General features: G+C 54.2%; 20 protein-coding genes and 1 pseudogene. 5 read left to right on the top strand and 16 right to left on the bottom strand.

Annotation, left to right across the window (positions count from 1 at the left end):
* Positions 1-160 precede the first annotated feature (160 nt).
* Positions 161-1,147: a thiamine-phosphate kinase gene (gene thiL / locus RHI63_RS10795; protein WP_206201692.1), complete on the bottom strand. Its 987-nt coding sequence runs from the start codon at positions 1,145-1,147 to the stop codon at positions 161-163.
* A gap of 2 nt (positions 1,148-1,149) precedes the next feature.
* Positions 1,150-1,659 (bottom strand): TIGR02652 family protein, encoded by a 510-nt coding sequence (locus tag RHI63_RS10790; RefSeq protein ID WP_310821577.1) that lies wholly within the window; start codon positions 1,657-1,659, stop codon positions 1,150-1,152.
* A 176-nt stretch (positions 1,660-1,835) separates the two neighbouring features.
* Here RHI63_RS10790 and thiO point away from each other — a divergent pair, with 176 nt between their 5' ends.
* On the top strand, positions 1,836-2,942 hold the full coding sequence (gene thiO, locus RHI63_RS10785; protein WP_206200154.1) for a glycine oxidase ThiO: 1,107 nt from the start codon (positions 1,836-1,838) through the stop codon (positions 2,940-2,942).
* On the opposite strand, the gene rpe is transcribed toward thiO, so the two are convergent.
* The gene (gene rpe / locus RHI63_RS10780) at positions 2,939-3,634 is read right to left on the bottom strand and encodes a ribulose-phosphate 3-epimerase (RefSeq protein ID WP_206200153.1); all 696 of its coding nucleotides are present in this window, start codon (positions 3,632-3,634) and stop codon (positions 2,939-2,941) included. The two genes, thiO and rpe, sit on opposite strands and share 4 nt — an antisense overlap.
* 198 nt (positions 3,635-3,832) lie before the next feature.
* Here rpe and RHI63_RS10775 point away from each other — a divergent pair, with 198 nt between their 5' ends.
* On the top strand, positions 3,833-4,522 hold the full coding sequence (locus RHI63_RS10775; protein ID WP_206200152.1) for a hypothetical protein: 690 nt from the start codon (positions 3,833-3,835) through the stop codon (positions 4,520-4,522).
* Positions 4,523-4,524: 2 nt separating this feature from the next.
* Here the strand turns inward: RHI63_RS10775 and RHI63_RS10770 are convergent, their stop codons facing one another.
* From RHI63_RS10770 to RHI63_RS10750, 5 genes are all read right to left on the bottom strand, one after another.
* Complete coding sequence (locus tag RHI63_RS10770) at positions 4,525-5,157, bottom strand: tRNA-(ms[2]io[6]A)-hydroxylase (RefSeq protein WP_206200151.1); 633 nt, start codon at positions 5,155-5,157, stop codon at positions 4,525-4,527.
* On the bottom strand, positions 5,114-5,605 hold the full coding sequence (locus RHI63_RS10765; RefSeq protein ID WP_206200150.1) for a universal stress protein: 492 nt from the start codon (positions 5,603-5,605) through the stop codon (positions 5,114-5,116). The genes RHI63_RS10770 and RHI63_RS10765 overlap by 44 nt, the downstream gene beginning before the upstream one ends.
* A gap of 196 nt (positions 5,606-5,801) precedes the next feature.
* Positions 5,802-6,479, bottom strand: coding sequence for a bifunctional demethylmenaquinone methyltransferase/2-methoxy-6-polyprenyl-1,4-benzoquinol methylase UbiE (ubiE, locus tag RHI63_RS10760; RefSeq protein ID WP_206200149.1), 678 nt, complete (start codon positions 6,477-6,479; stop codon positions 5,802-5,804).
* A gap of 9 nt (positions 6,480-6,488) precedes the next feature.
* Positions 6,489-8,771: a cache domain-containing protein gene (locus RHI63_RS10755; RefSeq protein WP_206200148.1), complete on the bottom strand. Its 2,283-nt coding sequence runs from the start codon at positions 8,769-8,771 to the stop codon at positions 6,489-6,491.
* An 88-nt stretch (positions 8,772-8,859) separates the two neighbouring features.
* Entirely contained in the window at positions 8,860-13,557 is a 4,698-nt protein-coding gene (locus RHI63_RS10750; RefSeq protein ID WP_310821576.1) for a translocation/assembly module TamB domain-containing protein, read from the bottom strand.
* Between the two features lie 163 nt (positions 13,558-13,720).
* Here RHI63_RS10750 and RHI63_RS10745 point away from each other — a divergent pair, with 163 nt between their 5' ends.
* Positions 13,721-14,440 (top strand): SDR family oxidoreductase, encoded by a 720-nt coding sequence (locus tag RHI63_RS10745; protein WP_310743035.1) that lies wholly within the window; start codon positions 13,721-13,723, stop codon positions 14,438-14,440.
* Here RHI63_RS10745 and clpX read toward each other — a convergent pair.
* The 3 genes from clpX to tig form a co-directional block, all read right to left on the bottom strand.
* Positions 14,437-15,759: an ATP-dependent protease ATP-binding subunit ClpX gene (clpX, locus tag RHI63_RS10740; RefSeq protein WP_149819308.1), complete on the bottom strand. Its 1,323-nt coding sequence runs from the start codon at positions 15,757-15,759 to the stop codon at positions 14,437-14,439. The genes RHI63_RS10745 and clpX overlap by 4 nt on opposite strands.
* A 32-nt stretch (positions 15,760-15,791) precedes the next feature.
* Positions 15,792-16,481 (bottom strand): ATP-dependent Clp endopeptidase proteolytic subunit ClpP, encoded by a 690-nt coding sequence (clpP, locus tag RHI63_RS10735; protein WP_149819305.1) that lies wholly within the window; start codon positions 16,479-16,481, stop codon positions 15,792-15,794.
* A gap of 84 nt (positions 16,482-16,565) precedes the next feature.
* The gene (gene tig, locus RHI63_RS10730; RefSeq protein ID WP_310743034.1) at positions 16,566-18,035 is read right to left on the bottom strand and encodes a trigger factor; all 1,470 of its coding nucleotides are present in this window, start codon (positions 18,033-18,035) and stop codon (positions 16,566-16,568) included.
* 259 nt (positions 18,036-18,294) lie between these two features.
* On the opposite strand from tig, the gene RHI63_RS10725 reads away from it, so the two are divergent.
* The gene (locus RHI63_RS10725; protein ID WP_149819303.1) at positions 18,295-20,394 is read left to right on the top strand and encodes a TIGR00300 family protein; all 2,100 of its coding nucleotides are present in this window, start codon (positions 18,295-18,297) and stop codon (positions 20,392-20,394) included.
* A gap of 58 nt (positions 20,395-20,452) precedes the next feature.
* The gene (gltX, locus tag RHI63_RS10720; RefSeq protein ID WP_206200143.1) at positions 20,453-21,910 is read left to right on the top strand and encodes a glutamate--tRNA ligase; all 1,458 of its coding nucleotides are present in this window, start codon (positions 20,453-20,455) and stop codon (positions 21,908-21,910) included.
* Here gltX and RHI63_RS10715 read toward each other — a convergent pair.
* The 5 genes and pseudogenes from RHI63_RS10715 to ileS all read right to left on the bottom strand — a co-directional run bounded on the left by RHI63_RS10715 (position 21,900) and on the right by ileS (position 26,582).
* Positions 21,900-22,271, bottom strand: a complete 372-nt coding sequence (locus RHI63_RS10715) for a pentapeptide repeat-containing protein (RefSeq protein ID WP_302678276.1) — start codon at positions 22,269-22,271, stop codon at positions 21,900-21,902. The two genes, gltX and RHI63_RS10715, sit on opposite strands and share 11 nt — an antisense overlap.
* 26 nt (positions 22,272-22,297) lie before the next feature.
* Positions 22,298-22,546 (bottom strand): annotated as a pseudogene (locus tag RHI63_RS10710) (IS630 transposase-related protein); the annotation flags it as partial.
* Positions 22,536-22,907, bottom strand: coding sequence for a hypothetical protein (locus tag RHI63_RS10705; protein ID WP_310744536.1), 372 nt, complete (start codon positions 22,905-22,907; stop codon positions 22,536-22,538). The pseudogene RHI63_RS10710 and the gene RHI63_RS10705, both read right to left, overlap by 11 nt.
* Positions 22,904-23,704 carry a site-specific DNA-methyltransferase gene (locus tag RHI63_RS10700; RefSeq protein WP_310744535.1) on the bottom strand — a complete coding sequence of 267 codons (801 nt, stop codon included), beginning with the start codon at positions 23,702-23,704 and terminating at the stop codon, positions 22,904-22,906. The genes RHI63_RS10705 and RHI63_RS10700 overlap by 4 nt, the downstream gene beginning before the upstream one ends.
* Before the next feature lie 16 nt (positions 23,705-23,720).
* On the bottom strand, positions 23,721-26,582 hold the full coding sequence (ileS, locus tag RHI63_RS10695) for an isoleucine--tRNA ligase (RefSeq protein WP_310821575.1): 2,862 nt from the start codon (positions 26,580-26,582) through the stop codon (positions 23,721-23,723).
* Positions 26,583-26,620: the final 38 nt, after the last annotated feature.

The raw sequence follows: 26,620 nt of genomic DNA, 5'->3' as shown, positions 1-26,620 counted from the left end.
GGGTAGCTCGGTATTTTTTTAAGAAATGTATAAATTTATGGGGATTTATCGGCGATCGCCCCTAAGCTTTATGAATTTTTGTAATATTCCTTGACGGCGGTGCCCGACCTCAACACCCATGCCTGCTTCAGGCAACTAATTCGCCCACTCAACCGATCGCCTAAAAGTGCTGAAAAAGTTGATCGGGCTGCAGGGGCAATAATTCACCATTGAGCTTGAGTTGCACTCTCTTTTCAGGAATCATTTCCCCAACAATGGCGGCTTGCTCACCCGCTGCCCTACAAAGTTCTTGAGCCAAGTCTGGGGCAAGGCACAACACCAGTTCAAAATCTTCACCGCCATAGAGTGCCCAGTTCAAGGCCTGCGGGCGATCGCTATAGCCCACCATCGGAATTTGCTCTGCCCAAAGAATCGCACCCACCCCACTGGCTTGACAGAGTTGCAAGACAGCTGCCGCGAGGCCATCACTGCTATCCATGCCAGCAAGACGCGGCGGGGGCACCTGTTGGCGCAGCCATTGCACAATATCCAATCGAGGTTGAGGGCGTTGATGGGCTTGGATCCACGCTTGCCGTAGTTCTGCGGACACAGTACTGGCCCACTGCGGATACAAAAGGCACTCGAGACCAGCGCGGGAGGCACCATGAACCCCCGTCACGACAATGACATCCCCCACCCGGGCGCGATCGCGATAAATAATCCGTTCTGGCGGCGCACTGCCCAAGACGGTGATGCTGAGACTGAGAACGCTAGAGCGACAGGTATCACCACCGATAATGCTGGTGCCATAGGCCTGACAACAGGCGGCCATGCCTTGATAAATCTCCTCAATTGTTGCCACAGGACAGTTGCGCGGTGCCGCGAGACCCACCGTTAACCCCAAGGGCAATGCCCCCATGGCTGCAAGGTCGGATAAATTGGCGGCCAGCGATCGCCAGCCCACATCCACTGGCGTCATGGTCACAGGGGTATCGCCCATGCCTAAACTAAAGTGCACCCCCTCCACTAGGACATCGGTACTGACAATCAGTTGCTCCCCAAGGGGTAGCGACAGAACCGCGGCATCATCGCCAATCAATTCCCTGTGGCAATAGGGGCGCAGGCGCTCAATCAATTCCAGTTCGCCACAGTCGGTGAGGGTGAGCATCACTAGTCAAACATCCGAAAATAGGGGGGGCGAATGGGGGCGCCGGGTTCTTTTTCGAGATCAAAGTTAATCACATCCCAGCGCTCCTCTTGGCTAGCGGGGGGGCTAAACTCAACGGGCAAACCAAAGAGGCGCAGCATTTGGGGATCGGTGGCACCACGCCAAGGTGTGTTCCGCTCTAGGTAAGCACAAAAGAGGTCGCGATAGCGTTCGGCAATAATGACTTTGGTGGCACGGTAGCCTTGGGTGTAGAGGCGATCGAGGGCATCGTGAATTTCAAAGCGAATCCCGTCGGGGTGGGTGTGCTGGCGATACCATTCGCCGTTCCAGAGGCGCCAAATGCGGCCGGATTGTAGGTGCATTAATTCCCCCGTTTTGGCATCAGCTTCAAAAGGACCGTGGCGCGGGCACAGGTACGTATCGGTGAGGGTCAGGGCGGGAATGACTTGCCGACAGTGGGGACAACGAATTTCAGGACCAAAGATCGGGTAGTGAGAGCCGGATGAGATCATGGACAGTTACCACACAGCGGCAGCAAATCCACCGCGATCGCCCTTATTATAACGAGTTGACTTCAGGAGCGGAAAACAAGGCGCCGTTCCCCCTCAAGTGGGTGGTTTGGGCTACCCTTAAGGGGTGGCAGATGCCAAGATAAAGAAATGTGTAAATTGGGATTGAAGCGTCAAGAATGATCCTTGGGGATGAACAGCGGGACATTTTGATTATTGGTGGCGGCACCATGGGGCTGGCGATCGCCATCGAATTGGCATTGCGGGGGGCACGACCCACCGTTCTCAGCCGCCAGTTTCGGGAAGCAGCGCTCCATGCCGCAGCGGGAATGTTAGCCCCCCAAGCAGAAGGCTTGCCCGCAGGCGCCATGTGGAATTTGTGTACGGCGAGCCGCAATCTCTATCCCAGCTGGATTGATAAGCTTGAGCAACTGACGGGCATGGATGCGGGCTACTGGCTCTGTGGTATTTTGGCACCCGTGACCGATGAGCGGCAGCGCGATCGCGCCCACCCTATGGAACCCGACAGCCGCTGGCTCGATGCATCTGAACTTGGGAACTATCAACCGGGCTTTGCGGAGAGTGTGCTAGGGGCTTGGTGGTTTCCCCAAGATGGGCAGGTGAATACGCGCAACTTGGCTAAGGTCTTGGTGAGTGCCGCTCGCATTCTAGGAATCGAAGTGATTGAGGGCATTAGTGTCCAGCGGTTTCAGCAAACCCCCCAAGGGGAAATTACAGCCTTGGAGAGCGATCGCGGGCGTTGGTCTGCGGGGATTTACATTCTGGCCACAGGCGCATGGGCACAAAGCCTACTTCCCCTACCCGTCACCCCCCGCAAGGGGCAAATGTTAGCCCTAAAACCGCCGGGGCAACCCCTACTGAACCATGTGATCTTTGGCGATCAACTCTATCTCGTGCCGCGTCGCTCTGGCAAAGTGGTGGTGGGTGCCACCAGTGAGGATGTGGGTTTCCAAGAGGGAACTACGGTTGCTGGCCTGCAAGCACTGCTGAATCGTGCCACCGCCGTTATTCCAGAGTTGGCCAGTTACGAGGTGATTGATACGTGGTGGGGCTATCGTCCAGCCACCCCCGATGATTTACCGATTTTGGGGGAAGGGCCAGCGGCGAATCTTTACTTGGCCACGGGGCATTACCGTAATGGCATTTTACTTGCCCCGATTACAGCGAAGCTGATGGCCAACTTGATTTTGCATCGGACGGGCGATCGCCACCTGAAAGCCTTTTCGTGGCAGCGATTTCAAACTCCGTCGGCAGCCAGTGCCTAGGCCGTCACCAACTCAGGACTAGGACGTTTGCTATGGCGGATGCCCGCGATCGCTGCTGCGTAATCCGGTGCCTTGAAGACCGCTGAACCGGCCACAATGGCATTGGCACCGGCTTCGAGAACTTGCCACGTATTGTCCGCCTTGAGACCGCCATCCACTTCGATCCATGGGTCTAAACCGCGCTCTTCGCACAGCTGCCGTAGCCGCCGAATTTTTGGCAAAACCGCTGGAATAAATTTCTGGCCGCCAAAGCCAGGGTTGACACTCATAATCAGCACGAGATCACAGACATCAAGGACGTACTCAATGAGTTCAAGAGGGCTAGAGGGGTTGAGCACTACCCCCGCCTGTTTACCCAGTTCCCGAATTTGACAGAGGGTGCGATGCAGGTGAGGCGAGGCGTTGTGTTCCGCATGGACAGAGATAATATCCGCCCCCGCTTTGGCAAAATCCGCCACGTATTTTTCTGGCTCAACGATCATTAAGTGCACATCGAGGGGCTTTTGGGTCAAGGGGCGAATTGCCTCAACAACCAATGGCCCAATCGTGATATTGGGAACAAAACGACCATCCATGACGTCGACATGGATCCAGTCGGCTCCCGCCCGATCCACCGCTTGGATTTCTTCACCCAAACGACTGAAGTCCGCAGAGAGAATGGAGGGAGCAATCACGACGGGCTTAGCACTCATGACCGATTCATTCCGTAAATAACGTTACAATTGTTTTTCAGTGTACCGAGCGATCGCCCCCACAGCAACTCTCCACCACCCAGACCACTTTGGCAAGTGCCTATGCATAGCCACTGCAGACCAACGGTACATTTTATAGTAGGCAACAATAGAGTTCGTCTGCACCACCAATATCATCAGCCAAAGGTGAGACACCAAATGTTGAAACAGCGCGCCACGATCATCACCATTGCCATTGGGTTGCTGGCCTCAGGCATGAGCGGCTGTGGCTTTATCGTCACTGAAGTCGAAATAGACCCTACCAATCAACCCAATCAAGCGGTGGCGCCACCGGCAGCAGCTGCCCCAGACCTTGAACCCGAACCTCCCAGTGTCACCGCATCTGCGGTTGCAGCATTAATTCCTCCTACCAACCCTAAAACCTACCTTGAGGAACTGGCAGATGTCGGTCGTGCCAATCCCTTCGCCCCGCTGCTTCCCCCCAACAGGAACGAAGCTCCCAAGGGTGAAACGCCAAACGGTGCGCCCGCCGCTACGGGTAATGCGGGTAACGGTTCTCCTCAAACAGCTGCTAATGGAACAGGTACTCCCGCTGCCGCCATTCCACCCACCCCATCACCCCTGCCGCCTCCAGTGGATGCCCAAGCGGTGAAGGTTTTTGGTGTGGCTGCCGTAAATGGTCGCCTACAGGCAATTATTCGCTCGCCCAAAGAGAATGTCACCCGTACGGTGCAGGTGGGGGATACGATCGCTGGCAATGTGCTTGTGCGCGCCATTGATGCCTATGACACCACACCCGCAGTTATTTTGGAGCAATTTGGTCAAACGGTGCGCCTTACGGTCGGTCAGCCCACCACTGCGCAAGAGGCAACGCCACCCACTATCTAAGGCTAACTGTGCATACGAGGCAAGGGGTAGGGCGTGCTGAGAATCTCACTCTCAAGGACAGCCAACTGCTGCAATCGCTCTGCCACCACCTCTTGACCAAAGGACTCATAGGCCAAGTACCAATAGGTGCCATAGTGGCGTGCCTCAGAGGTCACAAGGCTGGCAAAAAATTCTGCTAACTCCCGATCTGGGCAATGCTGAGCCAACAGTTGCAACCGCTCATGGCTGCGAGCTTCAATCAACGCGCAAACCAATAGGGTATCGAGAAAGCGATCGGGTTCCTGCGGGCGGACAGCGGCATTCAAGCGAGAGGCGTAGGGGGGTGCACTGAGGGGGGCAAGGGCAATGTGGCGGCGTTCCAGTTGCTGATTGACTTGACGGAAGTGATCGAGTTCCTCTTGGGCAATATCGGTGAGGGCATCTACCAATCGCTTGTGGGAAGGATAGCGAAACATGAGATTGATAGCTACGCCAGCCGCTTTGCGCTCACAGTGGGAGTGATCGAGCAAAATCGTATCCAAGTGAGCGATCGCCTGCACCACCCAATCGGCACGGGTGGGTTGCACAAGAAACTTAATGCGAACGGGCGTCTCAATCACGGCGGCGCTGAACGGTGAGCACAGAACAGGGGGCATTGTGGAGCACATAGTTGCTGACACTGCCAAGGAAGAACTCGCTCAAGCCCTTGAGACCCCGCCGCCCCAGCACAATCAAATCACTTTCCCAATCTTTGGCCAGATCACAAATGGCTCGACCCGCATCCCCTAAGGCTTGGGTAAATTCTGTGGGCACCCCTTTTTCAGTGGCAATTTGGGTGAGATTGCGCAGCATATCCAAACCTTTTTGCTCAAAGTTTTCCCACTGCTCGGCATAGGTACGCATCACTTCCTCATGGAGTCCCACATAGACCCCGGAAGCGAAGGGGGTGGTAAAGATGGGGTCAGGATAGGATTCATTGGTGGGTGAAAGGACATGAATGAGCATCATGCGGGCTTGGTAGTGCTGTGCCAAATCCAGCGCCGTTTGAAAGACCTGTTCTCCCAGTTCACTGTCGTCAACGGCAACGAGAATTTTTTTGTACATAACGCCCTGCCCTCCAATTTGCCTACCGCCTTTTTCACAGTCATGGAGTCCTGCTCAAGACTGCCCAAACCCATTCCTATTCCTAAAAGCGAATCTCACTCCTGACTCCTCAACTGTTCATCAAAAAATAGAAAAAGGCTCTATCTCTAGCTTAGAGGATTCCCACGGGGCTAAAACCTACATTTTGTAACATAGATTACTTTTGCGCAACAGTAATCGCCATTAGCCCGCCCAAGAGGGGATAGTGTTTCACGTGCTGAAAACCCACGTTTTGAATTAGAGCACAGAGGGTGGCTGGGCTGGGGAAAGCCTGAATACTCGGCCACAAATAGTCATACTCTGCGGCCAAGCCATACTGACGGGCGGTGGGCACCACCCACTGTTGCAAGTACCATTGCTGAAATTGCTGGAGTGCGGGGGTTTGGGGATGGCTAAAGTCAAGAATGGCGACTCGCCCAGCGGGAATCAGCAGCCGAAACATTTCCCTGAGAGCTTGGCGAATATCCACGACATTGCGCAGCCCATAGCCCATGGTGATTCCTTGAAAGGTTTGATCTGCAAAGGGCACAGCCAAAGCATCCCCCTGAAGCCATTCAATTTGCGGGTAATGGCAACTGCGTTGACGGGCGATCGCCAAGGGTGCCGCCGCAAAATCCAACCCCACCACCCGCCCCTGCCGCCCCACCCGCCGCGCCAGCACACGACTCAAATCCCCCGTGCCACAGCAGAGATCCAAAGCCGTTGCCCCTGCAGGCAGTTCGAGCCAGTCCACGGCCATTTGCTTCCAGACATGGTGAAGGCCAAAGCTCAGTTGATCATTGAGGCGATCGTAGAGGGGGGCAATGCGCTCAAACAGGGCTTGGATATCGGTCATGGTTTAGCCTTAGCGCTGGCGACGCTGACGCAAATAGTTCGCCTCACGGCGTAATTGCTGAAAGTACTCCGTTTCGGTAATTTCTGCCACCTGCTGCCGCCGTTTTTCGTGATCAATTTCCACCCTTAGCTCTTCGATTTGCTGCTGCATCGCTTGCTCACGCTGTTTGCGCTCAGTAATGTCCTGCACCAATCCTTCATAGTAGAGAATCTTGCCCTCGGCATCCCAGACCGCCCGCATATCCAATTCGACCCAGATGATCTGGCGATCGCGCCGATAGGCCTTGAATTCAAAATGTCCCGTTGTTCCTCCAGTCGCAAAATGATTCAGAATCTCATCACGGGTGCTGGCTTCCACATAGATTTGGTCGGGAATACTGGTGACGCTCTGCACCATTTCTTCAGGAGAGTCAAAGCCAAAAATTCTGGCCATGGCGGCATTGACCCGAATAAACCGATTTTCTGTTGACGCCTGAAAAATCCCCTCAAGGGCATTCTCAAAAATACTGCGGTAGTTTTCCTCAGCAATGCGCAGTGCTTCCTCGGCGCGAATGCGATCGCTAATATCAATACCGACGGCAACCGTATGGGTACCCTGCATGTATTTTTGCAAAGCCACGAGGTAAAATGCGGTTTGACCATTGCGCTTAACGGAGATCACGCGTGAGGCAAATTGATCGGGAGAATCCACAAACTCCTGCATAAAGGCTGCCAACTCTCTATCCTCACGCAAAAAGCCCAAGGGACGACCAATAAACGCCTCTGGTGGCAAATTCAAGGTTTCTGCCAACTTGCGATTCACCCCCTTATAGATGCCCTCGGCATTAATCCACGAGATCGTACCCGGTACAGCATTGAGTACCGCCTCAAACTGTTCATTGGCCTCAAGCAGTTCATCACGAATCTGCTCAAGGGAGTGGTTTTTCTGGGCTAACTCCTCAAAAGAGATCCGCAACTGGCGCATCATGGCATTAAAGGCATTGGCCAGTTCCCCCACCTCATCAAGGGAGTGCACCTGCACCAGTGTCGTCAAATCGCCTGCCTGCACGCGGCGGGTCGAAGTCGCCAAGGATTGAATGGGTTTGACAATGGCATTGGCCGTGAGATAGGCCCAAACACTGGCCAACAACAGGGCACCAAGGGTAATGGCAAAGGCCACCAACCGTTTCTGGGTGGTCATGGTATGAATCCACGCTTGGGACTTCCCCACAAAGGCGATACCAATGGGCGGTGGATGCGGCAAATCGAGCTGCTGGCGAAAGTCCTGCAATGGACTGTAGATCGTTACATAGGGAGAACCCAAAATGTCAGTTGTGCCGAAAAACGTTTTGCCCTGATTGAGCACTTGAGTGGCCACTTCGCGAGCAACGCGGGTACCAAGGGCGCGAGTCTGACCATCGGTGTAAGGTACATTGGTGGCAATCCGCAAATCTTGGGCAAAAATTGTTGCCACCGTATCTACCGTGGACCATTCTGTGGTGGCATCCACAAGATCCGGCATATTGTTGAGTAAAATGCCCGTCAGAATTAGCCCCTGAAATTGGTTGTTTTCATAGAGAGGCTTTGCGGCAAAGGCCAGTAAGCCAATATTGCCGTCCGCAATGGGGTAGGTACCCACAGGGGCTGGCTGTTGCTTGGCGGGTAGAGTTGCAATGGGTTGAGGACGCAATGTGATCTTGGCCTGCTGGGCTAAGCCCAGTTCTTGTAACTGCTCACGACTGAGGAGCACCAGACCGCTAATCATCTGCTGGCGATCGCGAGCCACTTGAAACATCGGTAAGTGAGCAATACTGCTGGCTTGATGTGAGCTGAGACGATAGTAGGAATGGGTTTCGGGGGTCAAGTCGAGGAGTGCCTCTCCCGTTTTAGCCAAGACCATTGTTTGCTGGGCGAGTACCTGACCACTAGCATCGCTCACCAGCATCAGATTCATGGGACGCTCAGTGGGATCCACCTCCTCAAGCAGATCGCGGATAGTGGAGGGATTCATCATACGGGTGAGGGGTTGACCCACGTGCTGCACATACATCCCATTGGCAATCAAGAGGGCTTGAATGCGAGACTCATAGGCCAAGTTATCAATTTCCCACTGCAAATCCTGCAAGCTAGAGCGCAGTTGCTGCTCAAGTTGACGATCGAAGTTATGATTACTGACCTGAATCAGGGCTTCGGTAATAATCACGGCTGGAAAGAGCGCCACAAGAGCCAAGGCCAAGGTAAATTTCCAACGCAGACTTAACCGCTGCCATGCGGTCGAGAATCGTTGAGATAAGGCTCTAGCGGAATTTTTCATCAAGATTGATACCGAGGCTACTGCAACTGCCGCAATTGCTACTTTCCAAGCTTGAGCGTTGCTGGCAGTACATTGATCTTAGACGACCTTAAAAACGGTAACGGAATTCAATAAAGCCTGTGCCCTGACCACTGGTGCTCACCTGTCCGCCAAGGCGAATCTGCTCTGTCACCTGAAACCCAAGGTTAAAGCGCGTCGGATCACTGGGAGCGGTGAGCAACTGCAAGAGGGAAACCGAGGTAAAACTGTTCACTTGAAAACCCAGTTCAGCCCCTAGGGCAAGGGTTGGGGCTTGGCTTTGGGCCTGGCGATCGGGGGGCACGACGGCTGGAAACATCCGAAAGGAAGTGCGGTTACCCGTGGCCTGATCAATCAATGCCTGTAGGTTGTTGAAAAGAGCTGATCCGGCAAGACTGGCCACCGCCGCTTCTCCCCCCACTTGGTTGAGATCCGCAATTGAACCACCGCCCATCAAGGCAAGGAGTTCGGTCGTGCTGCGCGAAGGGGTACTGGATAGCTCAAGCACCGCAGGCAAATTGGTTTGCAATTGACTGGCACGACCATTGATGCGGGCAGTGATCCGAATGGTGTTCAATGTTCCCAGACTGGTGGCTGTGAGGGAACCCGCATCGGAGAGTCGCGTCACGGTGCCGGGGGTATAAACTTCAGTGGCAGTGGCAGCAAGGGTGAGGTTGAGTTCGGGATCTAAGCCATTGGCGGGGGTAAAGAGCACATAGTTATCCGCTCGCCGCTGGAGCAAAAAGAGGGTGGTGAACAGATTCAGTTGCCCGCCTGTGAGGCGAATTTTGCCGTCAGGCTGGAGACTATCGAGACCCCCATTGAGGGTTAAACTGCCAGTGGCCGTTAGGTTGAGAACGGGCGATCGCGTCACCCGCAAGGCATCTGAGATATTAATTACCAAGTTATCAAAAGCTAGGGGTTCAAAGGGACTGTCAGCAGGAGTGGCTAACCCATTGCCATTGACCAAACCATTGATGGCACCTAAATCCAAGCGGCCTTGGCTGAGTTGGACACTGCCCCCCAAATCAGGACTCAGGAGCGTATCCGTAATCACGAGGGTGCCATCTACGGTGCCGCGATAGATATTGCCGGCATTCACTTGCAAGCGTCGCAAGGACGCGGTGAGGGGGGTCGCAGCATCAGGATCATCGGGGACCAAGGGCGTCTGAATCGGTAACACCCCTGCCATAGTAATTTGCCCTTGGCTAAAGAGACCTTGAATGCCATCCACCCGCAGGCGATCGCGATCGAAGCGCACCCGTGCACTGAGATTAGTCACCGGTTCCTCAAAGGCAGGAGTTTTAATCACCGCATCATCCACACTCAGGACGCCATTCACCATCGGCTCCGCCCACGTTCCCCGCAGTTGGGCTTGGAAAACTCCCCTTCCTTGTTGCCATTGCACCTGATCGGTAAAGAGGTTGATCAACGACAATCCCTCATCCTTGACACTCACATCTAGGGCTAACTGTGGATCCACCACGGGTCGCGGGTCAAGGGGATAGATCAAGGGAATCGAACCTGTCACCATGAGCGGTTCTGGCGTATCCAAGCGGGCGATCGCCTGAAGGGCAAGACGATTTTGGGCGTAGCGGAATGTGGCATTCGCTGCCTCCAAGGGACGTTGATTCAACCGACCCTCCGCAAGGGTCGCCTCACCGGCGAGAATGGGCTGCTGCCATGAGCCAGTCAACACCGCTTGGGCATTCACCTTACCTTCCACATCCACCCCCGGCGGTAAAAGACTTGCCACAAGACTCACAGGGAATTGCTCTAGCCGCAGTTGGGCATTTTGCTGGTTACCGCCAAGAATGCCATTGACGTTTAATTGCCCACCATTCACAAGCAGATTGAGGGTTGTCAGCACCAGTTGATTTTGGGCAAAGCGACCGCGACTCAGAAACTGATCAACTGCGTAATTTCCCCACTGCCAATTGGCGCCCTTAAGATCAAAGCTGGCCACCAGACCCGACTGCGGGGTTTGACTCAGATTGATTTGGCCATTAAAAGTCCCCTGAAGTTGCTCCAAGGGGGGCAGCAGCTCCGGCCGCCGCACCAAAGCCGCTTGGGCTTGTAGCATCTCAATTTCGGCAAGGCGGCGAATTTGTGTGAGCAGTGAGACTTGCAGACCTTCCCCTGCGGTGGGTGTGCCCAAATCTGCGGCAGTCCCCCGAGCGGTGGGTTGGCCAATCCCGAGGACGATGGCGAGTCCCGTTAAATCCGCTAAATTGCCTTGGGCAATCGTCAACTGCGCCCCCAATTGTTGAGGCTGGAGATCGGCAGTGAATTGATAGCGACTTTCCCCTTTTGTAAAAAGGCCGGATTGAATCGTCAGGCGATCGCGACTCAGACGGAATTGCGCTTGCAGGCGATCGCCCCGCCATGCCCCTAACCCCGGTCGCTCTACGGTAAAACTACCCTGCCCCCTCGTCCAATTTTGCAACTGGAGATTGCCTGAGGCCACTCCTGCGAGAATGGCTTTTTCGGGGAGTTCCGGGAGCCGTAACCGCAGGGATTCCACAGGAAACTGCTGCAGACGCAGATCAAAGCTCTCCCCTTGGCGCTGGCCGATCAGTTGCGCCTGTTGCCGTTGAACCAGCAGTGAGCGGGGTAAGCCATCGGCATCCAAACGAAATGCCAAGCGATCGCCCCCCCCCTGTACATTGAGGGCTGCCCCCTGTTGTTGGCTCAAGGTAACCGTGCCCGTGAGTTGAGGGGCAAAGCGCAAATCATTCACCGCCAATCCTTGGGTGAGCAGTGCCCCCTGAAACTGGAGCCTATCGAGGCGGCCTGTGAGTTGGCCTTGAAAGGACGTGGTACCTGCAAGGGTGAGGGGAACGGGGAGATTCGGTTCCGAGAAAGTGCTTAAGGTACTCAGGGGGAGATTTCTGGCTTGGATGCCCAATTGAATGTCAGTGGGTTGTAAGGCCGCTAAATCAACACCAATAGTGCCTTGGGCGCGGATCGCACCGAGGGTGGCTTCTTGCACTTGCAATTGCTGACCATCCCAGTTCACAACTGCAATCAGCGGATCACCCGTGGGGGTTTGATCCACTTGCAGATTGGCACTAGCTCGAATCGCTGGTAGCGTTAGTTGATCCACCCGTCCTTGGGCGATCGCCTGCCCACTGAGACGACCTTGTAACTCTTGATTCAACTGCCGTAGGGGAATATTCTCAGCCTGAGCCTGCAACTGCCACTGACCGGCGGCGGCTTGCACTTGACCCCGCAGACGCCCCCCTAAAAACTGCATTTGAAACTCCGGAACGAGCAGTTGAGTTTGCGTCAGACGGGCGGTGCCCCGCAGTGGATACTGAGCCGTCGGTAGTTGAAAGGCGGCATTGGCCTGCCAAGCCTCTGGGGTACGCAGATTACCACCAAAGTCCAGTTGTGCAAACCCCTCCCCTAGGGACACGGGCGGAGCCACATCGTAGCGGCGGGCGATCGCCTGCAGATTCACCTGCTGCACTTGTGCTTGGCCACGAAACTCGCCCGTGGGTTCTACCCCAACCGTTGCCTGTACCTCACCGCCATCCACCAACTGGGCGCGAACCTCCATCAGCCTAACCCCTTGCTCAAGGGACGCCATAAACGGCAGCCGTACCTGTTGCAGTTGCAGTTGATCCACTTGGAGCGGCGTTTGGCTGCGCAGTTCACCCATGACTTGGGGATTCTCCAGATCCCCCTGCACGCGAAGGGTGGGAACTTCCACTTGACCCCGCAGGGGAACCGGTGGCGTAATCTGCAAGGCCGTTAAGGTAGGGGCGAGATCAAACCTCGGCACTTGCGCTTCAATGTTCCAGCCGCTTCGGAGACCGACGGTGCCTTGAGCCTGCCAGCGGACATTGGCGATCGCCCCGCGCAAATAGTGCAGCTTTGCCTGATTGCCCTGCAATTGCACATGGGCTTGTAATCCCTTGATGTCTTGGGGCACAAAGGCCGTGCGTAAAGTACCATCCCGCAACCAAATTTGACCCGTGACTTCGGGGGTTTCTGGTAAAGGCAGACGAACCCGTAATTGCCCCTCCAATTGGCCGCCTTGGACACGAATGGTCTCTGGCAGAATCTCATTCCCGAGCCCAAGGGGAATCTTACTGAAGCGCAAATCCAGTTGTCCTGATTCTTGGGGTTGGTTCCAGTCCCCCTGCAATCGCCATTGGCCACCCCCGGCCAGTTGTCCCTCCGCTTGACCTTCGAGGGCAAAATTCTGGCGATCGGGCGTCAGGGTCAATCCGCCATGAATTTGGTACAGCAGGTAGGCAGGACGCCGAAAGGGTTGAACCAGCACAGAGCCATCCCGCACCTTCACCTTGATTTGATTCAGTTGAAAAAAGCTCGGCTCCTCCTCTGGCAGCTGAACTTCTGTGCGCCACCACCGCCCTTGGGCATCCTGAACCACCGTGAGTTGGGGTTGGTGGAGAGTCACATCGAGATCTAGTTTTTGACCTGTCAGAAGCTGCCATGGATTAAAGGCGACTTCAATGCCATTGATTAGCGCGTTGTCCAACTCGGGAGTGCCATCTTCTGACGTGTAGCTGGGAACCGCTGAGGAGCCAAAACGAACAACATTCAGCCCGACGTGCTCAACGTCGCCAATTTCCACTGGCCGATTGAGACGCTGTTGTAGTTGTTGGGCAATTTCAGGAGCCAATTCATAGTGCACAAACCACCACGCCCGCGTTCCACCGAGCACCACCAAGGCAATCATTCTCCATCCCCACTGACGAGACCAAAGGGTAAAGGGGGGTTGTGGTTGCTGCGTCATTCATCCCAACTCCGTCACACCTAGGCAAGACGCTTAACAGCTCAATCCTAATACGCAGAACAAAGGCTCGTCTTTCTAAATTTGATTGCCCAAGCGATGGGTAGGTTCTGGGCAATTCAAGAAACGCTAGGATAAAAGGATGAACGTAAAGAAATGTAACAAAATGAGTGTCTTAGCAGATCGTGTGGTGTTAGTGGTGGGTGCCACAGGTGGCATTGGTCAAGCCGTTGTTGAGCAACTCCAAGAAACGGGTGCCAAGTTGGTCTTAGCGGCTCGCTCGAGCGATCGCCTGCAAGCTTTGGTAGAGCAGCTTCCCTCCTCAGTCACCGTACAAATTCAGCCCTGTGACATCACCCAGCCGGCGCAAGTGAGCGAATTAATGCAAGCCATCCGCAGTGAGCAGGGACGACTCGATGTATTGATCAACGCGGCGGGGGCTGGCCTCCTCAAGCCCTATCAAAAAATTACTGCGGCTGAACTGGATCAGATGTTGGATCTCAACCTTAAGGGTTGCTTTTACACCAGCCAACAGGCTGCCGAACTCATGAAAGAGCAACAACAGGGACACATCTGCACCGTTGTCGGTATCCTCGGTAAACATTCAATGGCGATGGGGTCAGCCTACTGTGCTGCGAAATTTGGAGTCGTGGGCTTCAGCAAGTGTATGGCCGAAGAACTCAAGCGCTATGGTATTCGCTTTAGTCTATTCTACTTTGGCGGTGTGGATACGCCCTTTTGGGATGCCGTCAGCCTCAAAATCGATCGCCAGAAACTGCTGCGACCGGCCACCGTTGCCCGTCTGATTCGCGCTACCCTAGAAACGGATCCCCATGCGGTTCCCCTTGAGTTGAGCTTGATGCCCGATAGCCACGTCTTCTTCTAAGCAGAAAGCGTAGGCAGCGAAGAAGGATGCAGGAGTAGTTCAGCCGTGGAGCGTTTTTCCACCATTTCGGGCGTGATGGTACATTCGCGCAGGTCTTTGCGGGAAGGCAGTTCGTACATCACGTCCAGCATAATCTCTTCAACAATGGCGCGCAGGGCACGGGCACCGGTTTTACGACGGTAGGCCTCTTGGGCGATCGCCTCTACCGCCGCCGGTTCAAAGCGCAACTCCACACTGTCCATGCGCATGAGTTTTTGGTACTGCTTCAGGAGCGCGTTTTGAGGTTGGGTAAGAATTTCTGCCAAGGCGGCCACATCCAACGGCTCTAGCACGGCCACCACGGGAATACGGCCAATGAACTCTGGAATCATGCCGTACTTCACCAGATCGTGGGGTTCCAGTTGCTTGAGAATATCCGCAGAGCGTTTTTCCTTGGGGAGGGGTTCGCCATCGCGGACAAAGCCCATTGCCTTCTTGCCCACCCGCTGCTCAATGGTTTTCTCTAAACCAACAAAGGCGCCCCCACAGATAAAGAGGATATTCGTCGTGTCAATTTGAATGCAGTCTTGGTAGGGATGCTTGCGCCCCCCCTGCGGCGGCACATTGGCGATCGTCCCCTCTAGCATCTTCAGCAGCGCCTGCTGTACCCCTTCCCCGGACACATCACGGGTAATTGAGGGATTTTCACTTTTGCGGGCAATCTTATCAATCTCGTCAATATAGATAATCCCCCGTTGTGCTTCCTCCACATCCATATTGGCGGTTTGCAGCAAGCGCAGCAGGATATTTTCCACATCTTCCCCCACATAGCCGGCTTCCGTGAGGGTAGTGGCATCGGCAACGGCAAAGGGAACATCGAGGAGCTTCGCCAATGTCTGAGCTAAGAGGGTCTTGCCAGAACCCGTCGGGCCAATCAGGAGAATATTGGACTTTTGCAGTTCGACGTTGTCATCGCCCCGCTGATCACCATCCAAAAGACTCAGGCGCTTGTAGTGGTTATAGACCGCAACTGAGAGGATTTTCTTAGCTTCATGCTGGCCAACCACGTGCTTATCAAGAAATTCCTTGATTTGCCGAGGCTTGGGCACTTGGCTGAGGGGCCGACTGCGGGGTGTGCTGCGGGGCGATCGCGACGGTGTGGAGTCTCGACGGGGAGCCGCCGCATTGGGAACGGTGGCCAATTCCTCATCGAGGATTTCATTACACAGTTCTACGCATTCATCACAGATATAGACCCCAGGGCCGGCGATGAGTTTACGCACCTGTTCCTGTGACTTACCACAAAAGGAGCACTTGAGGTGGGTATCATATTTGGCCATAGGGAACCTCTAGGGTTGCACGTAGGGTGTACTTAGTGGCTAGGGAGGGTCTGCCGCGTCACCACCTGATCAATCAGACCGTAGGCCTTGGCCTCTTCAGCGGACATAAAGAAATCCCGCTCCGTATCAGCTTCAATGCGCTCGATGGGTTGCCCCGTGTGCTGTGACAAGAGTTCATTGAGCTTGCGCTTGTGGTAAAGAATTTCCCGCGCTTGGATTTCAATATCCACTGCCTGACCCTGGGCACCTCCGAGGGGCTGGTGAATCATGATCCGTGCATGGGGCAGCGCCATCCGTTTGCCGGGGGTACCGCCAGACAGTAAGAAGGCACCCATACTCGCCGCCAAGCCAAAGCAGAGGGTACACACATCGGGGCGAATGTGCTTCATGGTGTCGTAGATGGCCATGCCGGCTGTAACCGAGCCACCCGGTGAGTTGATGTACAGGTAAATGTCTTTTTCCGGATCCTCGGCATCAAGGAATAGAAGCTGTGCCACGATGGAGTCAGCAACCGCATCATCAATGCCGCGGCGATCGCCCGCACCTCCCCCTAGGAAGATGATCCGCTCCCGCAGGAGTCGCGAGTAGATATCAAAGGCTCGTTCACCCCGCCCCGACTGCTCAACCACCATCGGCACAATATTGGCATGGGTAGGCGGCAGGTTGAGCGCTGGAGAGCGCAGAATGGCACTGAGGGGATGGTCGTAACGCGATTGCAGCATAGTTGCCTAGAATGACGGTTCGTTTGTAATTAATTGTAACTAGCGGTTTGTCCCCGTAGGGATCATCACTTTCATTATGCCGAACTATTCTTGGGCTGGGGCAGAACTTGCTTTTTTCCCAGAGCGTTTTTGCGGCTTAGATGGCTTTTCAGCAACGGCCTCCGTCTGGGTATCTTTGGGCGCTTCAGCAGTCGCTGTGGGCTGCTCAGTGGCTGTGTCGGACTGCACTGGCTGAAATGTATTTTGCTCTAGGAGCCAGTTGAGGGCTTCCTCCTGCTGCACTTCATCGTGGGCAAATTCGCGGAGTCGTTCTAGATCCTTGGCTGTTTGGTTGCCCAACACCTCTTTGTAGCGGTTCAGCCGTTCCTCCACTGCGTCGGGACTAGGTTCAATGCCCTCTTGACGAGCGATCGCCCTCAACAATAAACGGGAGTGCACCTCCTTCGCTGCCCCCGGCTCTGCCTCTTGACGCATTTTTTCGTAGAGTTCCTCGGTCATGATCTTGTTGAGATCAACGCCTTGGGACTGAATTTGCATCAGCGTCGTCCGCACCTTCACATCTGCCTCTTTGCGGATCAGGGTTTTTGGCAATTCAACTGGATTTTGGGCAATGAGGGTATCAATGAGGGCAGCTTCTTTCGCTTTCTTGTCTTGATTTTCAGCTCGCTCCTGATGGTTTTGCTCTAGATAGGCCCGCAATTCTGCCATCGTACTGAATTCACTGTGCTCAGCGGCAAAGGCATCGTCTAGGGGGGGCAGTTCCGGTGCTTTAATCCCTAAAAGTTCAATCTCAGCAGTCAATTGTTTGGGGATGTCTGCTTTCCCTTCCTTGACTTCCTCGGCAACAGACACCGTCACCGTTTTGGCTTCACCGACACTCATGCCGACAACAGCAGCAGGAATTTCTTTAATCAAAAAGGGTTGCTCTTCATCGAGGGACAGGGGCAGTTCATCTGCTGAGAGTTCCTTCACCACCTCCCCATTTTCATCTTTGGTCACCAGTTTTAGGGTGACATCATCGCCCCACTGAGCGGGTCGGTCTTCGACGGGAATGAGGGTGGCGTGCTCCCGTTGGTGCCGCTGCAAGAGCTTCTCGACAGTTTCGGGATTGTAGGTGACGGGAGTGTACTCAATGGTTAGCCCTTTATAGGCTGTGACTGTCACTTCTGGTTCGACATCAAACGTGACGCTGAAAGAAAAGTTGTCCCCCGGCTGAAATTGGTTCAGTAGCTCTGTAATATCCCCTTGGAGTTCGAGGTTGCCTAGATAGGGGATGTTGTTCTTTTCGACGGCGGCTTTGACGGTATCCTCAATCAGTTTTTCTATGGCCACATAGCGCAGCCGCTCTTTGCCAATTTGCTGCAAGACAAGCTGCCGGGGGGCTTTGCCCTTGCGAAATCCGGGTACCTGTGTATGGCGAAGGAGATCATTGACCACTTGGTTATAGACCTGTTGAGAGTGTGCCCCCGAAACCTCAATCGTGGCGAGGAGTTGGCTATTGGCACGGGGTTCAGTCGTCATGGAAATGAGGTCAGTCACGTCAGTCAAGGTCATTCCCCTTCGCAAATGGTGTCAGTGTAGTGTCAGTTGGCTGTGCGCGATCGCACAAATTATAATTTTAGCGCAGATTTCCCCTGCTCTTTGCAAATGGAGTTGCGCTTAAAGACACAGGGCAATGGGTGTAATGTCAAGGTTTGATGACAAAACCAATCGTCAGGATCCCCACTGCCTATAGAATAAAAGTTTGTCATGGGTGCCGTGTAGCCCACACCTAACTATTTTCACAAATTGCAACGATTTCTAAACAACCCCTATGAGTTCAACCCTGCGATTCCTCATGTGCCCTCCCACCCATTATGAGGTGGACTATGTGATCAATCCTTGGATGGAGGGAAATATCCACAAGTCCTCCCGCGATCGGGCACAGGAGCAGTGGCAAAAACTCTACGAAATTATCCATGCTCGGGCCACGGTTGACCTGATTGAGCCGCAGCCGGGCTGGCCGGATATGGTGTTTACGGCGAATGCGGGCTTGGTGCTCGGCGATCGCGTGGTGCTCAGTCGCTTTTATCATCCAGAACGTCAAGGGGAAGAACCCTATTTCAAAGCGTGGTTTGAATCTCAGGGGTATCAAGTTTTTGAGCTACCGAAGCAACTGCCCTTTGAGGGAGCCGGAGATGCCCTCTTGGATCGTGAGGGTCGCTGGCTGTGGGCAGGGTATGGCTTCCGTTCAGAATTGGATTCCCATGCCTATTTGGCGAAGTGGCTGGATATTGAAGTCCTCTCCCTGCGGCTCATGGATGAGCGTTTCTACCACCTTGACACATGTTTTTGTCCGCTCACGGATGGCTACTTACTTTACTATCCTCCCGCCTTTGATGCCTACTCCAACCGCCTGATTGAACTGCGGGTACCAGCGGATAAACGAATTGCCGTTAAAGAGGCTGATGCGGTCAACTTTGCTTGCAATGCCGTCAATATCGATCGCACGGTGATTCTCAACTGTGCCAGCCAAGAATTGAAGTCCGCCCTTGCCCAAGTGGGCTTTGAGGTGGTGGAAACGCCCCTGACAGAATTTCTCAAAGCGGGGGGTGCAGCTAAATGCTTGACCTTGCGGGTGACCGAACCCGTGCGCGAAGAACTCCATGCCACGGCGACAATTCCCAGTCGGGTCATTCATCTGGAGGGACACCTCCTCGACTCTGGCCTTGTGAACCGTGTCCTAGACACAATTGTGGAAAGTGGCGGCAGTTTCCAAGTCCTGCAATTTAATCTTGGCGAACAACGGCAAAGTCCCTCCCAAGCGGATATTCGGGTCATGGCGCCCGATGCCGAGGTCATGGATGCGATCATGGCGCAGTTGATCACCCTCGGTGCGATTTTACCGCCCTCAGAGGTGTGTGATGCGACCCTCGAAACCGTCACCCAAGCGGGGGTTGCCCCGGATGACTTCTATGTAACCACGATTTATCCCACAGAGGTACGAGTTGCCGGCGAGTGGGTTCGGGTTCAAAACCAACGCATGGATGGGGCGATTGTGGTGCGCTCAACCCCGGAAGGCACGGTGGCGGAGTGTCGCATTCTGCGGGATTTAGAGGTGGGCGATCGCGTGGTCGTGGGCGTCGAAGGCATCCGCACGATTCGGAAAACGGAAAGCCAGCGCAGCACCCAAGAGTTCACCTTCATGGGATCAGGGGTCTCCAGTGAACGCCGCGTCGAACTGGTGGTGGAACAAATTGCTTGGGAACTGCGGCGCATCCGCGATCAGGGGGGCAAAGTGATTGTGGTGGCCGGCCCAGTGGTTATCCACACCGGCGGTGGTGAGCATTTAGCCAAGCTGATCCGTGAAGGCTATGTCCAAGGACTCCTCGGCGGTAACGCGATCGCGGTGCACGATATGGAGCAAGCCATCATGGGCACCTCCTTGGGGGTGGATATGCAGCGAGGCGTTCCTGTGCGGGGCGGTCACCGTCACCACCTGAAAGTGATCAATACCATTCGTCGCTGTGGCAGCATTGCCAACGCCGTGGCTCAGGGCATCCTCACCAGTGGCGTGATGTATGAGTGTGTGAAGAATAATGTGCCCTTTGTCCTAGCGGGGTCAATCCGTGATGATGGCCCACTGCCCGATACCCTCATGGATTTAATTGAGGCGCAGCGGGAGTATGCCCGCCTGATTCAGGGCGCAAACATGATTTTGATGCTCTCGTCGATGCTGCACTCCATTGGTGTCGGCAATATGACCCCCGCTGGGGTGAAGCTCGTCTGTGTGGATATTAACCCAGCGGTCGTCACTAAACTAGCGGATCGGGGTTCTGTGGAATCCGTGGGCGTGGTCACCGATGTGGGACTGTTCCTCAGCCTGATGGTGCAGCAGTTGGAGCGGCTGAATCGTCCCTATACCCTTGCCTAGAAGCTTTTCAGCCAATGGGGTAGGATTGAAAGGGCGATTTTTGTATTCGAGGTCAGCAGTGACAGTTCGTGTTCGTTTAGCACCGAGTCCGACAGGAAATCTGCACATTGGGACTGCCCGTACCGCTGTGTTCAACTGGCTTTACGCCCGCCATCGGGGAGGGAAATTCATTCTGCGGATTGAGGATACCGATCGCGAGCGGTCTCGACCCGAATATACCGAGAATATCCTTGAGGGCTTGCAATGGCTGGGGCTGACGTGGGATGAAGGCCCCTATTTCCAGAGCGATCGCCTTGATCTGTACCGCCAAGCGATTCAAACCCTCTTGGACAAGGGACTTGCCTACTACTGCTACTGCACCCCCGAAGAACTCGATGCCCTGCGAGCCGCACAAAAAGCCAAGGGACAAGCCCCGCGCTACGACAACCGTCACCGCCATTTGACCCCAGAGGAGCAAGCCGCCTTTGATGCCGCAGGACGCACCCCCGTCATTCGCTTCAAAATTGAGGACGATCGCCAGATTGAATGGCAGGATCTGGTGCGCGGTCGAGTGAGTTGGCAGGGGGCTGATCTGGGGGGCGATATGGTGATTGCGCGAGCTGCCCCCCGCGGCGAAATTGGCTACCCCCTCTACAACTTGGTGGTGGTCGTCGATGACATTGCCATGGGCATTACCGATGTCATTCGCGGTGAAGACCACATTGGCAACACACCCAAACAAATTTTGCTCTATGAAGCCCTTGGCGCCACTCCCCCCAACTTTGCCCATACTCCCTTGATTCTCAACTCAGCGGGGCAAAAACTCTCGAAACGAGATGGGGTGACCTCCATTTCTGACTTCCGAGCCATGGGGTATTTAGCCCCCGCCTTGGCCAACTACATGACACTCTTGGGTTGGTCGCCCCCTGAAGGGATAGGGGAACTCTTTACCCTTGATCTGGCGGCGAAGCACTTTAGTTTTGAACGAATTAACAAGGCAGGTGCCCGCTTTGATTGGGATAAGCTCAATTGGCTCAATCGTCAGTACATTCAGCAACTAGAGCCAGCAGAACTTTTGGCAGAACTGATTCCCTTATGGCAGGGGGCAGGCTATGCCTTTGATGAGGGAGGCGATCGCCCTTGGTTGCTTGACCTTGCCCAACTCCTTCAACCGGGTCTCAACACCCTCAAGGAGGCCATTGATCAAGGGGCAGTTTTCTTTGTACCCACCATCACCCTTGATGCTGAAGCAATGGCTCAACTGAGTCAACCCCAGAGTGCGACGATTTTGGCGTACCTACTAGCACACTTGCCGACAGAGCCAAAGCTGACGGTGGAGATGGGACAACACCTGATTCAACAGGCCAGCAAAGCCGCAGGGGTGAAAAAGGGAGCAACGATGCGATCGCTGCGCGCTGCCCTCACGGGTGCTGTCCACGGTCCCGATTTAATGGCCACGTGGCAAATTCTCCACCAACGGGGCTGGGATCAACCGCGACTTGCGGCAGCATTGAAACAGGCACAGGTTACTTCCTAGGGGCTGGGGGGCGATCGAAGATCGTTTGGCTTAAATTAGCCCCACTCAAATTTGCGCGATCGAGATCTGCCCCCTTCAGGTTTGCAGCCGTCAAATTCACATCAATCATGTTTGCCCCCTTCATGACCGCATTCTCCAAATTGGCACCGCTAAGGTTGGCATTGACAAGGTTGCTAAGGGTGAGGCGTGTTCCCACCAGTTGTGCCCCTGCCAAATTGGCATTGACCAAAATCGCTAGATAGAGACTGGCACGGTTCAAGTTTGCCCTTTCCAAATTGGCGCCAAAGAGATTCGCACCCGCCAGATAAGCGCCCTCCAAATTGGCACCTGCTAAATTCGCCTTAAACAAATTGGCATCCATTAGGTTCGCGCCCCGCAGATCACAGTTTGGACGCCAAATCGCTGGGCACGGTCGATTAAACGGTCATCGGGATGGGCAGCAACATCGGCTGCTAAGGCCGCCCAATCCAGCTTCCAAGGACGACGGGGGACAACTGTGGGGGCTAAGTCCTCTCGCTTCAGCCAGCGATGGATAGTGGCGCGGCTCACCTGAAAAATTTGAGTGGCTTCACTGATTTTGCCACCTTGCTTGATGTAGGAGACAACCCGCTCTCGTAAATCCAAGCTATAGCTCATATTCTTGAGTGATATTCATGATGCTTTGAGTATAGCCTATCCCTCTTGAAAATATCTCATCTCCTTTCGAAATGGCTATAAGTGATTGGGCACGCTTTTCAGGAGGTTCCTTAAACATTCGGTCAAGCTGACCGCTTCCACCTTCTATACAAGATAAATATTCATACTTTTCACTTGGGTCGCTCATGGCATGAGCATCGGCATCACGCTTAGAATCAATTAGTTCGTGACCTAGCAGGTCAGCAATAATCATTTCCTTAACTAACCCCGGCTGCAGTAGGTTGCGAATACCAATTGTTTGAGCAAGTTGAGACGCTTGACGGATCAGATCAACAATTTGACGATAAACTTGCTGTTTCACCAATCAAAAAGCCTCCCCGCGATTTCATACTCTGCCTCACGTAATCTCTCGTTTGCTGCTTGGACAAACTTTTGATCTTGCTCAATAGCAATGAAATGCCTTCCCAAGCGTTTACAAACTACAGGGGCTGTACCGACACCGGCAAATGGATCAAGCACTAAGTCACCCTTATTAGAGCTTGCCTTGACCAAGCGTTCAATCAGCTGCTCTGGCTTTTGAATGGTATTGAGTGCTTCGCGAGCTACTAGTTCTTTTGATTTATACGTGAGCTGTTTAATATCTCCCCAGACATCTCCTGGGTTTTTACCTTCTTCATTGAATTTAGTTTTGCCATACTTACCATTAATCACTGATGGTACCCGCTCACAACGACGACGGTGCTCTAGCTCTACTAGCTGTGGTACCCGAATAGCATCTAAGTTAAAGGTTTTGGGACGCTGGCCCTTAATAAAGTAACAAATAAGATCATAGTTATTTGTGTAGTTGATCCGTCCTTGAGCTAGGCGACTGGGCTGATACCAGACAATTTTTGCCTGTAAGTTAAGAAATGGACGGTAGTCAATAAAGTCAATACAATCAGGTTTACCAAAAAGGTAGAGTGCTCCTCCCTCTCTCAATTTTTTAGCAAAGATGGTGATGAGTTTGAGGTTAAACTCTTGGATGTTAGAGATGCGATCCCATGGATTGGTGGTTACACCGTAGGGGCCGTCGCAAATAATGAGATCAATGCTCGCACTTTCAATCTGGGGCAAGAGGGTAAAAGCATCAGCTTGGTAGATACGATCAATCTCTAGCATGCTTTCGCTCAATCATCTAAAACATCCCTTCTAGGGCGGCTTGACAGCGATCGCACAACTGGGGATGCAAGGCCGATTGTCCCACACTTTCAGAATAATTCCAGCAGCGGACGCATTTCTCACCCTTGGCATGACCAACACCAATCCATAGTCCTTCGGCTTCAAGGACATAGGGTACGTCCACCCCTGCCTGTTGCGGCATCAGCTCCACTTGGGACACCAAAAAGAGATAGCGCAATTCATCCACCCCATTGCCACTGAGGGCATCGCTGGGATTCATGTCCTGAAGGCGATCGCGCCACTGTGGATCGGCAACATAGAGCCACACTTTGGCTTCCAAAGAGGAGCCAATGAGCTTTTCGGCACGGGCCTGTTCGAGCACCTTATTCACCTCTAGGCGTAGTTGCCGCAGGCGTTGCCACTCACTGGCTAGCTCCTGATCCTGCCACTGGGCAGGAAGCTGTACCCAGCCGCTTTGAAAAACCGAAAGATAGGGGGTTTTGAAGGGCAAATGCTGCCAAATATCTTCGGCTAAATGGGGAAGCACTGGGGCAATAGCACGGGCGAGGTTTTGAACGGCAACGGCCAGAACCGTTTGACAACTGCGCCGGCGATCGCTCGCGGCAGCACTGATGTACAACCGATCCTTGGCAATATCGAGATAAAAGTTCGACAGATCAACAACACAAAGATTTTGAATGTTCTGGAAAAAGCGATAGAACTGAAAGCTATCAAAGGCCGCCGTTACTTCGCTGAAGACTTCATGCAGCCGATGTAGCATATAGCGATCCAAGGCGGGCAGTTGGGCATAGGGAATGGCATCTTGATCGGGGTCAAAGTCGTGAAGATTCCCCAAGAGAAAGCGAGCCGTATTGCGAATCTTGCGATAGACATCCGCCAACTGCTTGAGGATATTTTTACCAATGGGGACATCATTGGCATAGTCCACGGAGGACACCCACAGACGCAATACATCGGCACCATAGGCAGGGTCTTGCTTTTGGTTTTTGCCCCCCTCAATCACTTCGCGGGGATCCGTGACATTGCCGAGGGACTTGCTCATTTTCCGTCCCTGCTCATCGAGGACAAAGCCGTGGGTGAGGACTGCTTTGTAGGGGGCTTGGCCTTTAACGGCAACCCGTGTTAACAATGAGGATTGAAACCAGCCGCGGTGTTGGTCAGAGCCTTCGAGGTAGAGATCCGCCTGTTGATCGCCGAGAACCGCCGCCCAGGAAGAGCCAGAATCAAACCAGACATCCATCGTATCGGTGCCCTTTTCGTAGCGATCGGCTTGATCTCGTAGGGATTCAGGCAGCAATTCCGCAACGGAGAGTTGCCACCAAGCATCAGACCCGCGATCGCGAATAATGGCTTGCACATGGGCAATGGTTTCTGCCGTCAGCAGGGGTTCCCCCGTGGCTTTGTCATAAAAGACGGGAATGGGCACGCCCCAACTGCGCTGCCGCGAAATACACCAATCGGAACGCTCCGCCACCATTGCCGTAATGCGGTTTTCCCCTTGGGCAGGAATCCACTTCACCTCGGCGATCGCCCTGAGGGCGGCATCGCGAAAGCCTTCAACGGAAGCAAACCACTGCTCCGTGGCGCGGAAGATGGTTGGTTTTTTCGTGCGCCAGTCGTAGGGGTATTTGTGGACATAGGGTTCTTCCTTGAGGAGGGCGCCACACGCTTGCAGTGCCGCAATCACCGCCTCATTCCCTTCCTTGAGGACATTGAGACCGGCAAATTGTCCCGCTTCCGCAGTAAAGCAACCATTTTCATCCACGGGCGACAGGATTGGCAAGCCATAGCGCTGACCCACCGCATAGTCCTCTAAGCCATGGCCAGGGGCCGTGTGAACCAGACCCGTCCCGGAGTCGGTCGTGACATAATCACCGCCAATGACAATTTTGCTCTCGCGCTCAAAGAGGGGGTGGCGATAGCGCGCATTTTCCAAGTCAGCCCCTTTGGCGGTGGCCACCACCTTGAGCGTACAACCGAGGGTTTGGCTGAGGCGCTCCACCAGATCCTTGGCCACAATCAAATATTTGTAGCGGGCACTGGGTTTGACTTCAACAAGGGCATAGGGGAGATCCGGATTGACACTCACCGCCAAGTTGGCCGGAATGGTCCAAGGGGTCGTTGTCCAGATGGCAACCCCCAATTTGCCGAGGGCTTTGTACCACGATTTGGCTAGCCCTTGCGGCAGTTCGATGACTTCAAAGGCGGCATAGAGACTACGGGAGGTGTGGCCTTCGGGATATTCCAGCTCGGCTTCGGCGAGGGCGGTTTTGGAGCTAGGACTCCAGTGGACGGGCTTGAGACCGCGATAGATATAGCCCCGCAGCACCATTTCACCAAAAACGCCGATTTGGGCGGCCTCGTAGTCAGGGGTGAGGGTCAAATAGGGGTGCTCCCAGTCGCCCCAAACCCCATAGCGTTGGAAACTCTGCTTTTGCTCGGCAACGGTTTTGAGGGCAAATTCCTTGGCCTGTTGGCGGAGGGTCAGGGGGGTTAGCTGCGCACGCTGTTCGGGTTTCAGGTTTTGCAGTACCTTGAGTTCAATGGGCAGGCCGTGGCAGTCCCAACCGGGGCGGTAGTGAACCTTGCGTCCCCGCAGCAGTTGATACTTATTGATGATGTCCTTGAGGATTTTATTCAGGGCATGGCCAATGTGGAGAGCGCCATTGGCGTAGGGGGGGCCATCGTGGAGAATAAAGACCTCACCCGGATTGGTTTGCTGCAGGGTTTCATAAATTTTGTGCTCTGCCCAAAAGGCTTGCAACTGGGGTTCCCGTGTGGCTGCATTTGCCCGCATTTCAAAGGTGGTTTGGGGCAGGTTGACGGTGTCTTTGTAGTCGGGGGTCGCGTCAGTCATGGGTGGGTACAGCGGGGTATGATCGTTGGAGGGCAAGA

The organism is Thermosynechococcus sp. GLH187, from assembly GCF_031583395.1.
Lineage (GTDB): Bacteria > Cyanobacteriota > Cyanobacteriia > Thermosynechococcales > Thermosynechococcaceae > Thermosynechococcus.
This window is presented reverse-complemented; position numbering and strand designations above follow the sequence as displayed.